This window comes from Streptomyces sp. NPDC054961 (assembly GCF_053609145.1).
This window is the reverse complement of record NZ_JBSGWY010000003.1, coordinates 97,306-110,912: the sequence shown is the minus strand read 5'-3', so window position 1 is coordinate 110,912 and position 13,607 is coordinate 97,306. Positions and strand designations below refer to the sequence as shown.

The 13,607-nt window shown below is 71.8% G+C and carries 11 protein-coding genes; 3 read left to right on the top strand and 8 right to left on the bottom strand.

Features of this window, described 5'->3' with window-relative positions; genetic code table 11:
- The 3 genes from ACWF9Z_RS04625 to ACWF9Z_RS04615 all read right to left on the bottom strand — a co-directional run.
- Positions 1–529: Uma2 family endonuclease (locus ACWF9Z_RS04625; protein ID WP_453597413.1), on the bottom strand; the 529-nt coding region annotated here is incomplete at its 3' end.
- A gap of 145 nt (positions 530–674) precedes the next feature.
- Positions 675–1,214 carry an alkyl hydroperoxide reductase gene (locus tag ACWF9Z_RS04620; RefSeq protein WP_453597411.1) on the bottom strand — a complete coding sequence of 180 codons (540 nt, stop codon included), beginning with the start codon at positions 1,212–1,214 and terminating at the stop codon, positions 675–677.
- A gap of 3 nt (positions 1,215–1,217) precedes the next feature.
- Entirely contained in the window at positions 1,218–1,772 is a 555-nt protein-coding gene (locus tag ACWF9Z_RS04615; RefSeq protein WP_453597409.1) for a peroxiredoxin, read from the bottom strand.
- A 141-nt stretch (positions 1,773–1,913) separates the two neighbouring features.
- Between ACWF9Z_RS04615 and ACWF9Z_RS04610 the strand changes: the two genes are divergently transcribed.
- Complete coding sequence (locus tag ACWF9Z_RS04610; protein WP_453597407.1) at positions 1,914–2,855, top strand: LysR substrate-binding domain-containing protein; 942 nt, start codon at positions 1,914–1,916, stop codon at positions 2,853–2,855.
- Between the two features lie 30 nt (positions 2,856–2,885).
- On the opposite strand, the gene ACWF9Z_RS04605 is transcribed toward ACWF9Z_RS04610, so the two are convergent.
- Both ACWF9Z_RS04605 and ACWF9Z_RS04600 read right to left on the bottom strand, forming a co-directional pair.
- A complete protein-coding gene (locus ACWF9Z_RS04605) occupies positions 2,886–3,140 on the bottom strand; it encodes a hypothetical protein (RefSeq protein WP_453597405.1) in 255 nt (84 codons plus the stop codon).
- On the bottom strand, positions 3,137–4,096 hold the full coding sequence (locus ACWF9Z_RS04600) for an SPFH domain-containing protein (protein ID WP_453597403.1): 960 nt from the start codon (positions 4,094–4,096) through the stop codon (positions 3,137–3,139). Before ACWF9Z_RS04600 ends, ACWF9Z_RS04605 begins: the two co-directional genes overlap by 4 nt.
- 242 nt (positions 4,097–4,338) lie before the next feature.
- Between ACWF9Z_RS04600 and ACWF9Z_RS04595 the strand changes: the two genes are divergently transcribed.
- Positions 4,339–6,591 carry a transglycosylase domain-containing protein gene (locus ACWF9Z_RS04595; protein ID WP_453597402.1) on the top strand — a complete coding sequence of 751 codons (2,253 nt, stop codon included), beginning with the start codon at positions 4,339–4,341 and terminating at the stop codon, positions 6,589–6,591.
- A 78-nt stretch (positions 6,592–6,669) separates the two neighbouring features.
- On the opposite strand, the gene ACWF9Z_RS04590 is transcribed toward ACWF9Z_RS04595, so the two are convergent.
- The 3 genes from ACWF9Z_RS04590 to ACWF9Z_RS04580 form a co-directional block, all read right to left on the bottom strand.
- The gene (locus ACWF9Z_RS04590) at positions 6,670–8,928 is read right to left on the bottom strand and encodes a SpoIIE family protein phosphatase (protein ID WP_453597400.1); all 2,259 of its coding nucleotides are present in this window, start codon (positions 8,926–8,928) and stop codon (positions 6,670–6,672) included.
- Positions 8,929–9,180: 252 nt separating this feature from the next.
- Positions 9,181–9,912, bottom strand: coding sequence for a cytidylyl-2-hydroxypropylphosphonate hydrolase (gene fomD, locus ACWF9Z_RS04585; protein ID WP_453597398.1), 732 nt, complete (start codon positions 9,910–9,912; stop codon positions 9,181–9,183).
- A 112-nt stretch (positions 9,913–10,024) separates the two neighbouring features.
- Positions 10,025–11,440, bottom strand: coding sequence for a class II fumarate hydratase (locus ACWF9Z_RS04580; protein WP_453597396.1), 1,416 nt, complete (start codon positions 11,438–11,440; stop codon positions 10,025–10,027).
- Positions 11,441–11,547: 107 nt separating this feature from the next.
- Between ACWF9Z_RS04580 and ACWF9Z_RS04575 the strand changes: the two genes are divergently transcribed.
- Positions 11,548–13,095: a ricin-type beta-trefoil lectin domain protein gene (locus tag ACWF9Z_RS04575; RefSeq protein WP_453597394.1), complete on the top strand. Its 1,548-nt coding sequence runs from the start codon at positions 11,548–11,550 to the stop codon at positions 13,093–13,095.
- The last annotated feature ends 512 nt before the right edge of the window (positions 13,096–13,607 follow it).

The following is a 13,607-nucleotide window of genomic DNA, read 5'->3' as shown; positions in this document are numbered from 1 at the left end:
GCTCTGGGTGTCCGCGGTTTTTGGGGTCCTCAGGTTGTGGGTGGTGTGGTACCTGCGGGGGACGGCCGCCGCCGCCGCCGGCGCCGCCGCCGCCGGCGGCGCCGGCGACGCGATCGAGGCGGCGATGATCGAGGACATGCGGTCGCTGATGGCGAAACTGCGGCGCTAGGGGGTTCGGCCAGGGCGTGGCGTCGGGGGTGGTGGTGAGGCGGCCACCGGCTTCCAGCAGGGCGGCGGCATCGAGGGTGACCTTGGCGCCGATGGAGTCGGGCAGGGTGAGCCGCTGGCCGGCGGCGTAGAGGGTGTGCTGGTCGTAGCCCTCCCCGACGGGGTCGGTGAGGAGGTGGACGCGCACGTTCTTGCGGTCGACGATGACGTAGACGGGGATCCCGGCCTGGGCATAGGCGCGGACCTTGGTCTTGAGATCGTTGCTGTGGTGGCTGCTGGTGACTTCCATGATCCGGTTCGCGGTCATGAGCAGCGCGTACGAGTCGCCGTCATAGGGGTGCTCGACTGCCGCGGCAGACATGGCGCCTCCCGGTGGTGGATGTCGAGGCCATCGTCGTAGGGCGGTACCGCACCGGTGTCCCGCAAGCGGCATGTGCCACTCGTACGCGCGAAAGGCCCCCCGCGGCCGGGAGCGGCTGCGGGGGGCCCTGGTGCGCGTGCGGGAACTACTCGCCCGCGAGGGCGGCCTCGGCGTCGAGGGTGACGCCGACGGCCTGGATCACCGAGGCGATCTTGAAGGCTTCCTGGACCGTCTCGCGGTCGACCCCGGCCTTGCGCAGGACCTGCTCGTGCGAGTCCAGGCACTGGCCGCAGCCGTTGATCGCGGAGACGGCGAGCGACCACAGCTCGAAGTCGACCTTCTCCACGCCCGGGTTGCCGATGACGTTCATCCGCAGGCCGGCGCGCAGGCTGCCGTACTCCGGGTCGGTCAGCAGGTGACGGGTGCGGTAGAAGACGTTGTTCATCGCCATGATCGCGGCGGCCGACTTGGCGGCGGTGTACGCCTCCGGCGACAGGGCCGCCTTCGCCTCCGGCTCCAGCTCGCGCAGGACGCGCGGGGAGCGGGCGGCGATCGCGCAGGACAGGACGGTGCCCCACAGCTGCTGCTGCGTCAGGGTGTCCTGGTTGCCGATGACCGAGCCGAGGTTCAGCTTCAGGTCCTTGGCGAAGTCCGGTATGGCGGACTTGAGGGAGTCGAGGGACATCCGTCACTCACCGGCCAGCAGCGCGCCGGCGTCGATGGTGCTCTCGCCCTTGGTCCAATTGCAGGGGCACAGCTCGTCGGTCTGCAGGGCGTCGAGGACCCGCAGGACCTCCTTGGGGTTACGGCCGACGGAACCGGCGGTCACCATGGAGAACTGGATCTCGTTGTTCGGGTCCACGATGAAGACCGCGCGCATGGGCAGGCCGTCCTGGCCGAGGATGCCCAGGTCCGTGGAGAGCTCGCGCTTGATGTCGGACATCATCGGGAAGGGCAGGTCACGCAGGTCGGCGTGGTCCTTGCGCCAGGCGTGGTGCACGTACTCGGAGTCGAGCGAGAAGCCGAGGATCTGCGCGTCGCGGTCGGCGAACTCCTCGTTCAGCTTGCCGAAGGCGGCGATCTCCGTCGGGCACACGAAGGTGAAGTCGAGCGGCCACGCGAAGACGACCTTCCACTTGCCCTCGTAGGTCTTGTGGTCGATCTGCGTGAATTCGCTGCCGGCCTCGAGCGAGACGCAGGCGGTCAGGTCGTAGGTGGGGAACTGGTCGCCGACAGTGAGCACGTGCTCTCCTTGCGGGAGGGAAAGTACCCCTTTTGGGGGCTTTCCGTGAGGGTTGGACGGATCTCACATGCTGACACAGCTGCATTGATTGTGGAAATAGCTACTCTAGTGACCGGTGATCGGAGGTGCCTATCAGTGGCTATGGGTAACAGGGGAACGAAGCAGCCGACGCTCGCGCAGCTGCGGGCCTTCGCGGCCGTCGCCGAGCACCTGCACTTCCGGGACGCGGCCGGCGCCATCGGGATGAGCCAGCCCGCGCTCTCTGGGTCCGTGTCCGCGCTCGAGGAGGCGCTGGGGGTGCGGCTGCTGGAGCGGACCACGCGCAAGGTGCTGCTGTCCCCGGCCGGGGAGCGCATCGCGGTCCGCGCGCGGGCCGTGCTCGAGGCGATGGGCGGGCTGCTGGAGGAGGCCGAGGCGGTGCGCGCCCCCTTCACCGGGGTGCTGAGGCTCGGGGTGATCCCCACCGTGGCCCCGTACCTGCTGCCGACCGTGCTCGGACTCTTCCACCGGCGCTACCCCCGCATGGACCTCCAGGTCCACGAGGAGCAGACGGCCTCGCTGCTGGAGGGGCTGGCCGGCGGGCGGCTCGACCTGCTGCTGCTCGCCGTGCCGCTCGCGGTCCCCGGCGTCACCGAACTCCCGCTCTTCGACGAGGACTTCGTGCTCCTCCTGCCCCGCGATCACCCCCTCGCCGGGCGCCAGGACATCCCGCCCGAGGAGCTGCGCGGACTGCAGCTGCTCCTCCTCGATGAAGGGCACTGCCTGCGCGACCAGGCCCTGGACATCTGCCGGGACGCGGGACGCACCACCGGGGCCGACGTCACCACGACCGCCGCCGGGCTCTCCACCCTCGTACAGCTGGTCGCCGGGGGACTGGGCGTCACCCTGTTGCCGCGCACCGCGCTGCGCCTGGAGACCGCCCGCAACGAGCAGCTGGCCACCGGGTACTTCGCCGAGCCCGCGCCCTCCCGGCGCATCGCGCTGGCCATGCGTACGGGAACGGCCCGGCAGGAGGAGTTCCGGGCGGTCGCCGACGCGCTGCGCGAAGCCGTACGCCCGCTCCCCGTCTGGCTGACCGACTGAGGCGCGGGCGTACGGGCCGAGCGGCGCGGATCAGGCGGAGGGCTTCGGCGGCCGGCCGCGGGGCGGGATGGGGCCCGCCCCGCCGGGCAGCCGGCCGGCCTCGGCCAGGGCGCGGCGGAGCAGGAACTCGATCTGCGCGTTGGCGCTGCGCAGTTCCTCGCCCGCCCACCGCGCGAGCGCGTCGTGCACCTGCGGATCGAGCCGCAGCAGCACTTGCTTGCGGGCCTGCCGGGCGGGCTTCGCCCCGGCCGCGGGCGCGGGCTCCGCGCCGCTGTCGGGGCTCACTGGTAGAGGGTGCCCGTGTTGACGACCGGCTGAGCCGCGCGGTCACCGCACAGGACCACCATCAGGTTGGACACCATCGCGGCCTTCCGTTCGGGGTCGAGGTCCACTATGTCCTGCTCCGCGAGGCGGGTCAGGGCGAGCTCGACCATACCCACCGCGCCCTCGACGATCTGCGTGCGCGCCGCGACGACGGCCCCCGCCTGCTGGCGCTGGAGCATCGCGGAGGCGATCTCCGGGGCGTACGCGAGGTGCGTGAAGCGGGACTCGATGATCTGGACGCCGGCGGCCTCGACCCGTGCGGACAGTTCGGCGGCGAGCTTCTCGGTGATCTCCTCGGAGTTGCCGCGCAGCGACAGGCCGCCGTCCTCGTGGGCGTCGTAGGGGTACTCGATCGCGATGTGCCGGACGGCCGCCTCGGTCTGGGTCTCGACGAACTCGGTGAAGTCGTCGACCTCGAAGACGGCTCGGGCGGTGTCCTCGACCCGCCACACCACGACGGCCGCGAGTTCGATCGGGTTGCCGTAGGCGTCGTTGACCTTCATGACGGGGGTCTCGTGGTTGCGCACCCGGGTGGAGAGGGGCCGGCGGGCGGTCAGCGGGTTGACCCAGCGCAGTCCGTCGGTGCGGATCGTGCCCCGGTAGCGGCCGAACAGCTGGACCACGCGGGCCTCGCCCGGCGCGACCGTGTTCAGCCCGCTCATGGCGATGAGGGAGGCGATGATCAGCGCGACCCCCGCCGCGATCAGGCCCCCCTTGGCGGCGGCGGCCCCGGCCACCGAGCCGACGGCGATCAGGCCCGCGCCGCCGGCCACCCCGGCCAGCCCGAGCAGCAGCGCGAGCCCGCCGCCCACGCTGTGCGCGGGGAATTCCCGTACGCCGGTCCCCGCCGGGTGGATCCCGGTCGCGGCCGTGGTCGCGGTCCCGGCCTCGGTCGTCGAGCCCGTCTTGTTCGTCATGGTCTGCCCCGTTCGATCTGCGGCAGCCGGTCGGACTGCCTAGCAAAGTGATATCACTTTTTGGGGTTCACCGACAGCCGGCGGCAACCTCGGGGGCTTTGTGCGCGTCGGTTCCCTTGGGGTGGGTGCTGATTCTCACGTCCGAATTGACCGGTATTGGCATTGGTTCACCAGCCTTTGTCACAACCTGTGGTGTTAGCTTTCTGAGCTGACGTCGGGGGTTATCGAGCGGAGCGGGAGCGATGGGCCGAGCAGAAGCGCGAAAGGCGCAGCAGCAGCGCGGTGCGCGACGAACGCCGCGCGGGCGCGTCAAGGGCAAGGGCGGGAAGGCCGGCAAGCCGACCGGCATACGTCGCTTCTTCACCTGGCGGAAGATCCTCGGGACCTTCTTCGGGATGATCCTGCTCGGCATGGCCGCCCTGGTCGGCCTCTACGTCTACGTCGACCCGCCGGACCCGAACAAGAACGCGCTCACCGAGAACAACGTCTACAAGCTGGCCGACGGCACGGTCCTCGCGCAGGTGGGCGAGACCAACCGCCAGATCGTCCCGATCGACAAGATCCCGACGGACGTGCAGAACGCCTTCATCGCCATCGAGAACAAGTCCTTCTACCAGGACCGCGGCGTCGACCTCAAGGGCGTGGCCCGAGGCCTGTTCAACACGGCCACGGGCAAGGGCAAGGCGGGCGGCTCGACGATCACCCAGCAGTACGTCAAGAACTTCTACCTGACCCAGGACCAGACCGCGACGCGCAAGCTGAAGGAACTGGTCATCTCCCTCAAGGTCGACCAGAAGATGAAGAAGCCCCAGATCCTCGCGGGCTACCTCAACACCAACTTCTACGGCCGCAACGCGTACGGGATCCAGGCCGCGGCCCAGGCCTACTACGGGGTCGACGCCGACAAGCTGACGCTCGAACAGGGCGCCTACCTCGCCGCCCTCCTCCAGGCCCCCAACCAGTACGACTGGGCGACCGCCGGACCGAACGGCAAGCGCCTCGTGATGGTCCGCTTCAACGGCGTCCTCGACAACATGGTCGACATGGGCAAGCTGGACGAGGCCAAGCGCAAGACCATGCAGTTCCAGGAGCCGATCAAGCCCAAGCCCGCCCCCGGCATGGAGGGCCAGAAGGGCTACCTGGTGCAGGCCGCGGACGAAGAGCTCAAGCGGCAGACCGGCATGACGGACGCCGAGCTCAAGACCGGCGGCTGGGAGATCACCCTCACGGTCGACCCGAAGAAGCAGGCCGCCCTGGAGGCGGCCGTGCAGGATGAGCTGGAATCCAAGCTCGACCGCAAGGGCCGCCCCGTCGACGCCGCCGTGCAGGCGGGCGCCACCTCCGTGGACCCCAAGACCGGCGCGATCGTCGCGATGTACGGCGGCACCGGGCTCAGCGAGCAGTGGACGAGCAACGCCCTGCGCAAGGACTTCCAGCCGGGCTCCACCTTCAAGCCGGTCGTGCTCGCCTCCGCCATGGAGAACAAGTCGACCACGCAGGACGGCAAGCCGATCACCCCGAACAGCCTCTACGACGGCACCAGCAAGCGCCCGGTCGTGGGCAGCAAGTTCCCGTTCAACCCGCAGAACCAGGACGACAAGGACTACGGCAACCCGATGATGACGGTGCAGTCCGCCACCAACTCGTCGGTCAACTCCGTCTACGCCCAGATGATCGTGGACGTGAAGCCGGAGAACGCGAAGAAGACGGCCCTCGCCCTCGGCATGAAGGACCGCGACGGCTGGCCCGCGGACAAGCCGGCCATGTCCCTCGGCACCATGAGCGCCGACACCGCCGAAATGGCCGGGGTCTACGCCACCTTCGACAACCACGGCAAGAAGGTCACGCCGAGCATCATCAAGTCGGCCAGGCACGCGGAGCGCGAGTTCAAGCCGGTCGTCGCCATCGGTGACCAGGCCATCAGCCGCAAGACCGCCGACACCGTCACCAAGGTGCTCACCGGCGTGGTCGACGACGGCTCCGGCAGGGCCGTGAAGAGCTCGGCCTACGAGGCCGCGGGCAAGACCGGTACCACCGAGAAGAACGTGGCCGCCTGGTTCACCGGCTTCACCCCCGACCTGGTCACCGTCGTCGCGATGTTCGGCGACGAGCCCGGTACCCACACCCAGACCTCCCTGACGGGTACGGCGGGCGGCGGCCGCGCGGGCGGCTCCAGCTTCCCGGCCGCGATCTGGAAGAACTACACCCTCGAGGCCCTCAAGGGCGCGAAGAACTCCTCGTTCGACCTCGACGAGGCCGACATGGGCCCGACCCAGGCGCCGTCCACGAGCACCAGCCCGTCGACCACGCCGAGCCAGTCCGCCACCACGCCGACGCCGAGCACCACGCCGCCGACGAACAGCCCGGACCCGACCCCGTCGAAGACGGCCTCGACGCCCGCGTCGCCCACCCCGACGCCGTCGAAGCCGACGCCCACCCCGACGAAGTCGGGCCCGACGCCGCCCGTTCCGCCGCCGGCGGCGCCCCACCTCTAGGCGCCGGGGGCACGACTCCACGCGACGGCACGACGCGACACGGCAGGACACGGCGCCGTGTCCGGTACCGGTCCGCGGTCAGGGCCGCTCGGGCGAACCGGGCAGCGCGAGCTCGAACCAGACGACCTTTCCGCTGCTCAGCCGGGTGGCGCCCCAGCGGCGGGCCATCCGGTTGACCAGGAACAGGCCGCGCCCGCCCTCATCGGTCTCCCGCGCCCGGCGCTGGCGCGGCAGCTGCGGGGAGTCGTCGCCCACCTCGCAGCGCAGCACGTCCGTCTTCAGCAGGCGCAGCGTGACCGGCCGTTCGGCGTACCGCACGGCATTCGTCACGACCTCGGAGACCAGCAGCTCCAGGGAGTCCTCGAGCTCCTCCAGTCCCCAGCGGGTCAGCGCGCGGCGGGCGAACCGGCGGGCCCGGCCCGGAGCGGTCTCCTCCGGGTCCAGGAACCAGTACGCCACGTCGCTGGGCGCGATCCCGTCGAACCGGGCCGCCAGCAGCGCGATGTCGTCGTCGCGGTCACCGGGGCCCAGCATGTCCAGGATGTCGTCGCACAGGGCCTCCAGCGGAGGCGGGTGGTCCAGCCCCGTCAGCTGCGCGGTCGTCGCGAGGCGCTCCCGGAGCTGCTCGATGCCGGTCCACACGTCCCGCAGCCGGGACTCGACGAGGCCGTCGGTGTACAGCACGAGGGTGGCCCCGGCCGGGGCGTCCAGCTCCACGGCCTCGAAGTCCACGCCGCCGACGCCGATGGGGGCGCCGGGAGGCACGCGCAGCACCTCGGCGCGGCCGCCCAGGTGCAGCAGGACCGGCGGCGGGTGCCCGGCGTTGGCGATGGTGATCCGGTGCGAGACCGGGTCGTAGACGGCGTAGAGGCAGGTGGCCATCCGGTCGGAGCCGAGGCGCTGCGCCTGCTCGTCGAGGTGGTGCAGGACCTCGGCGGGCGGCAGGTCGAGCTGCGCCAGCGTCTGGGCCGTCGTACGGAGCTGCCCCATGATCGCGGCCGAGGTCATGGAGTGGCCCATGACGTCACCGACGACGAGCGCGACCCGGCTGCCGGGCAGAGGTATGGCGTCGTACCAGTCGCCGCCGACCCGGGCCGTCTCGGCGGCGGGCAGGTAGCGGCTGGCGAGGCGGACCCCGGTGGGCTGGGGGAGGCTGTCGGGCAGCATCGTGCGCTGGAGCTCGTCGGCGATGTACGCCTCGCGCCCGTAGAGCACGGCCTTGTCGATGCCCAGCGCGGTATGGGTGGCCAGCTGGGCGGCGACCAGGAGGTCGTTCGTCTCGAAGGCCGGCCGCTCGGGGGTGCGCAGGAACACGGCCGCGCCGATGACCCGGCGCCGCCCCCGCAGCGGCGCGAGGATGGCCCGCTGGCCGCGCGGTACGGGGTGGTCCGCGCCCAGCAGCTCCGGCAGCGCGGCGCGGGCGGCGGCGGAGGACCCGAAGACGGGCCGGACGCCGCGCAGGACCTCGGCGAGGGCCCCGCCGGGGCGGATCTCGCAGAGCTCGGCGGCGGGCAGGTCACCCTGCGGGCCGACCAGTGCCAGCTGACTGAAGTCGAGTTCCCCGTCCGGGGCGGCCGCGCCGTACGCACCGCTGCCCGGAGCGGTGCCGCTCCCCGCGGCCGTGGCCGTGGCGCCGCCGGTGAACTCGTCGATCGGCCGCAGCCGGTCGGTGCGCCGGAGCCTTAAAACGACCGGCCCGACGGGGCGTTCGTCGCCGACGGGAAGCGGGTCCCGCAGGTAGACGAGGATGGCGTCGGAGAACGTCGGCACGGTGGCCCGGCACAGCCCGAGGACGATCTCGTCGAGGTCGATCCCGCGCGCGATCCGGCGGGTGGCGGCCCCGACGAAGCGCAGCCGGTCCCCTTCCCGGCGCGCGATGGTCTCCGGTCCGACGGCGGGCACGGAGCCGGCGCCGGAGCCCGTGGCGGCTCCGGTGCCCGCGCCCTGGCCCGGCGCGGAGCCGACGGCGCCGCCGTCCTGGCGGGCGTTGTGGGCCGCCGCCGCCGCGGCGCGCGCGGCTTCGGCGTCGCGCGTGCGCGCGGCAGCCCGCCCCGCGCCCTGGCCGGCCGCGGAACCGGAAGCCGGCCCGGCGGCGTCCGCGCCCCGGCCGGGTGCGGCCGCGGGCTCCCCGGCCGCGCCGGACCCGCTCGCGGCCGCCGAGGCCCGTGGGCGGGGCAGGCCGGTGCCGGGCTGGTCCGGCGCCGGGACCTGCGCATGCGTGCGTACGGCCTCGGCGGCCGAGGCCGGGGCCCTGCCGTGGCCGGGCTCCTCCGAACGACCGCCGGAGGCACCGTCAACCGGCTGTGAGCCCTCCTGAGAGGTGGGGTACTCCGTCACGCGTGGCATTCCGTCCGTTTGCGCTCGATGTGCGCTGCACTCAACTCGGTCAGTCGCGGTATACCCGCTCAGCGGCGGGGACACCATCACCCCGCTGTTCCGCGTCCCGCTCGTTACCTCTCGTTTTAGGTCGACCCGTGGTCAAGTCCCGCCCGCCCGGTGACATTTGCCGGAGAAACACCGACCGCGGCCCTACCGACGCCCCGGCGGAGGACGATCCTACGGTTGCACCCCGGGGGCGCATCAAGGGTCTCATGAGGTCATATGCGCCGGGGTGCGGTCCCAGTCCTCCGGCAGTACGGGCACTTCCCAGGCCGGGTCCGGACGCCAATCCTGCCAGCCCTCGGAGAACGGCGGACCCCAGGCCTTGATCACGTCCACCGCGGCCCGGCCGGCCGCCCGTACCCGGCGGGCCTGTTCCGGTTCCATCAGGCCCGCGCGCTGGGCCTGCGCGAACTCGTCCTCGTCCCGCCACGTCCAGGTGCGGTCCGGGTAGACGGAGATGTCGAGGAAGTGGTCCTCGGAGTCGATGCCGCCGGACCAGCGCGTCCGGGGCTCCTCGAGGTTCACGTACCAGCTCTTGAAGCGCCAGCCGTGCTCCCAGAACAGCCACACCGACCACGGCTCCCCGGGCCGCGCCAGCTTCAGCACGCCCGCCCCGAACCAGCGCGAGCGCACGGTGGTGCGCGGCGCCGTGTACCGGGTCGCGAGCGGCTCCTCGTGGACGGCGGTGCCGTCGGCGAGCACCGGTTTGACGCACTCGGTCCCCGGGGCCATCCACACGGCGAGCAGCTCGTCGGTGTCGCGCACCACGGTCACGGGCCGGCAGATGTGCACCCGCCCCTGGAGTCCGGGCGCGTGGTCGCGGTACCGCCAGAGGATCTGCTCCCCGACGGCCCAGTGCGTGCCCTGTGCCGGACTCGACGCCGAGCCCCGCGCCGCGCCCTGCGCGCTGCCGCCCCCGCGGCCTCCGGTACCTGTCATGCGCAGATCCTAGGTCGGGGGTCTGGAGGCTCGCTGCGTTGCAGGTCACGGAGGGGTTCGGGGACGGGAAACGACCGGATCCGGACCCTTGGCCGAAGGGGGTCCGGCCGGGTCAGGGGCGGGTCATGCGCAGGACGTCCAGGGCTTCGTCGAGCTGTTCCAGGGTGAGGTCGCCGCGGTCGACGTAGCCGGACTCCAGGACCACCTCGCGGATCGTCTTGCGTGCGGCGAGGGACTTCTTGACCACCTTGGCGGCCTCCTCGTAGCCGATGTACCGGTTGAGCGGGGTCACCACGGAGGGGGAGGACTCGGCGTACTCCCTGGCCCGGGCCGTGTTGGCGGTGATTCCGGCGACCGTGCGGTCGGCCAGCAGGCGGCTCACGCTGCCGAGCAGGCGGATCGATTCGAGGAGGTTGCGGGCCATCACGGGGAGCATCACGTTGAGCTCGAAGTTGCCCGCCGCGCCCGCCACCGCGACCGCCGTGTCGTTCCCCATGACCTGGGCCGCGACCATCAACGCGGCCTCGGGGATCACCGGATTGACCTTCCCGGGCATGATCGAGGACCCCGGCTGGAGATCCGGGAGATTGATTTCGGCCAATCCGGTGCGGGGTCCGGAGGCCATCCAGCGCAGGTCGTTGCAGATCTTGGTGAGCGAGACGGCGACCGTGCGGAGCATCCCCGAGGTCTCCACCAGCGCGTCCCGCGCCCCCTGGGCCTCGAAATGGTCCCGGGCCTCGGTCAGCGGCAGCCCGGTCTCCGCGGCCACCTTGGCGATCACGGCGGCGGAGAATCCGGGCGGGGTGTTGATGCCGGTGCCCACCGCCGTTCCGCCCAGCGGGAGTTCGGCCAGCCGGGGCAGCGCCGCGCGCAGCCGTTCGACGCCGTGGCGGAGCTGGGCCGCGTACCCGCCGAACTCCTGGCCCAGGGTGACCGGCGTGGCGTCCATCAGGTGCGTCCGGCCGGCCTTGACGACCCCGGCGAACTCCTCGGACTTGCGCTCCATCGCGCCGGCCAGGTGCTCCAGGGCGGGGATCAGCTCGCCCGTGACGGCGGCGGTCGCGGCGATGTGGATGGAGGAGGGGAAGACGTCGTTGGAGCTCTGGGAAGCGTTCACGTGGTCGTTGGGGTGGACGGCGCGGCCGAGCCGCTCGGTGGCCAGGGTGGCGATCACCTCGTTGGCGTTCATGTTGGACGAGGTGCCGGAACCGGTCTGGAACACGTCGACGGGGAAGTGCTCGTCCCAGCGGCCCTCGGCGACCTCGGCGGCGGCGGAGCGGATCGCGGCGGCGACGTCCTCGTCGACCACGCCCAGCCGGGCGTTGACCACGGCGGCCGCGGCCTTGATCCGGGCCAGTGCCTCGATGTGGGCGCGCTCCAGACGCAGCCCGGAAATGGGGAAGTTCTCCACCGCGCGCTGGGTCTGCGCCCGCCATCGGGCGTGCGCGGGGACCAGTACCTCGCCCATGGAGTCGTGCTCGGTGCGGAACCCCTCGGGGCTCCCGTCGGTCTGCGGAACGTCGGTCATGTGTGGTGCCTCCTCAAAAAGTTGAGCAATTGTCTTGTTCGAACTGTTCCCAACTCACCTACTGACCAGTAAATACCGGGGGTAACACCTATGCCGGGGAGGCGTACATGGCCCGTGTCCGTACAGGATCCAGGAGCAGACTCAGATCTACCGTCGTCGCCGTCGCGGCGGCCGCGGCCGCCCTCGGGGGCGTCACCGCCATCACCCCCATGGCCCACGCGGCGACCGCCGCCGGACCCGCCGCCGGAGCCGCCGCGACCGCCCTCACGCCCGAGCTGGAGGCCGTCCGCGCCGCCGAGGCGACCAGGATCTACGGCGACCCCGCGATCCGCCCGCTCGCCGACCGCAAGACCGGCCTGATCTCGCTCGGCGACAGCGAGATCTCGGGCGAGGGCGTCGGCACGTACGACCCCGCGACCAACACCTCCGCCAACCAGTGCCACCGCTCGCCCGACTCGGCGATCCACCGCACCGGCATCGCGGCCGACTACACCTTCAACGTGGCCTGTTCGGGCGGCTACACCGGCAACATCAAGATCGGCGGCAGCAAGCAGTACGCCGACGAGCTGGTGCAGAGCGACAGCCTCGCGATCAAGGCCCGCAACACCAGGATCAAGATGGTGCTGCTGGTCGCCGGGGCCAACGACGATCTCCAGTTCGGCCCGGTGATGACCGACTGCGTCACGCGCTGGGTGCTCAGCCAGGGCACCTGCGAGCCCAAGTACGGTCCGGGCTGGCAGGCGCGCGTCGACGGCCTCAAGCCCAAGGTGGAGTCGACGCTCGCGGACCTCAAGACGGTCATGCGCGACGCCGGCTACGCCGACTCCGACTACAAGCTCGTCGTGATGGGCTACCCGAGCCCGATCGGCCCCGACTTCAACGACAACCCCGACTTCCCGGGCAAGCTCCCCGGAGGCTGCGCGGGCTACGACTCCGACGCCGCCTGGGGCCGCAACTACGCCGTGCCCACCTTCGAGAAGGGCATGCGCGCGGCCGCCCTCGCCGCGGGCGCGACCTACCTCGACAACTCGCGGCTCTTCCAGGGCCACGAGGTCTGCATGGAGGACACCTGGGCACGCGGCCTCTACCTCGACCTCGGGGACCACTTCCCGTGGGACGAGAACACCGCCCGCCAGTCCTTCCACCCCAACTACCGCGGCCACGGCGCCTTCGCGGCCTGCCTGACCCAGCTCTACGCCTCCGGCCTGCGCGAGGCCTCCTGCGCCGACCCGGCCAGCACCGGCACCCCCGTCCTGCAGGCGGGCGCCTGGGACGACCTCTACAAGCCGCTGAAGAACGAGGCGACCGGCAACTGCGTCGACACCAACGGCGGCTCCAGCGCCAACAACACCAAGGTCATCGGCTGGGACTGCCACGGCGGCCGCAACCAGGGCTGGTGGTACGACTCCGCCAGGAAGTCGCTCCACGTCGAACTCACCCACGACCGCTGCCTCGACGCCCCCGGCGCCAACTACGGCAACGGCACCGCACTGATCGTCTGGAACTGCCACGGCGGCGCCAACCAGCAGTTCGTCCGCGACGGAGCGACCGTCCGGCCCGCCGCCGCCCCGGGCATGTGCCTGACGGTGGCCGCGGCCCACGAGCCGCTGCGCCTGCAGACCTGCAACGGCTCGGCGAACCAGCGCTTCGTGTAACACCGCTCCCGCGGCAGGACCGACGGATCCGTCCCCCGTCGGACGCGCACCCCCACACCCGGCCGGCTCGTCCCGGCCGGGTGTTCCCCTGTCCGGACCCGCGCGCATCCGCACCCGCTCCCGCACCCGCTCCCGCATCCGCATCCGAACCCGCCGCGAGTCCCCCGTCCGTGGCCCCTCCGACCGCCCCCGGTACGGGGTTTGGCGACGGTTTGGGGAAGTTCTGGCGGGGTTCAGCAGGATGGAGAACGTCCAACCCCACCGATCCTCCCAAGGAGGTGCATTGAGATGAAGAAGATCCAGATTCGCAAGGCAGGCCCGGTTCGCCTGACGTCTTCCGCCTGCTCGCACTACCCGAGCCCCGCCTAACCACACCCGGGCGAGTTCGAGTACGGGGGGGGGGCCGGGGCGGGGGGGCCCGCCCCCCGCCCCCGCGCCCGCCGCCGAATCTGGGTCCCCCGCACTGCGGCGGCGGGCCCCCCCCCCTCCCGGCGTCATCACCGGGGGGGCGC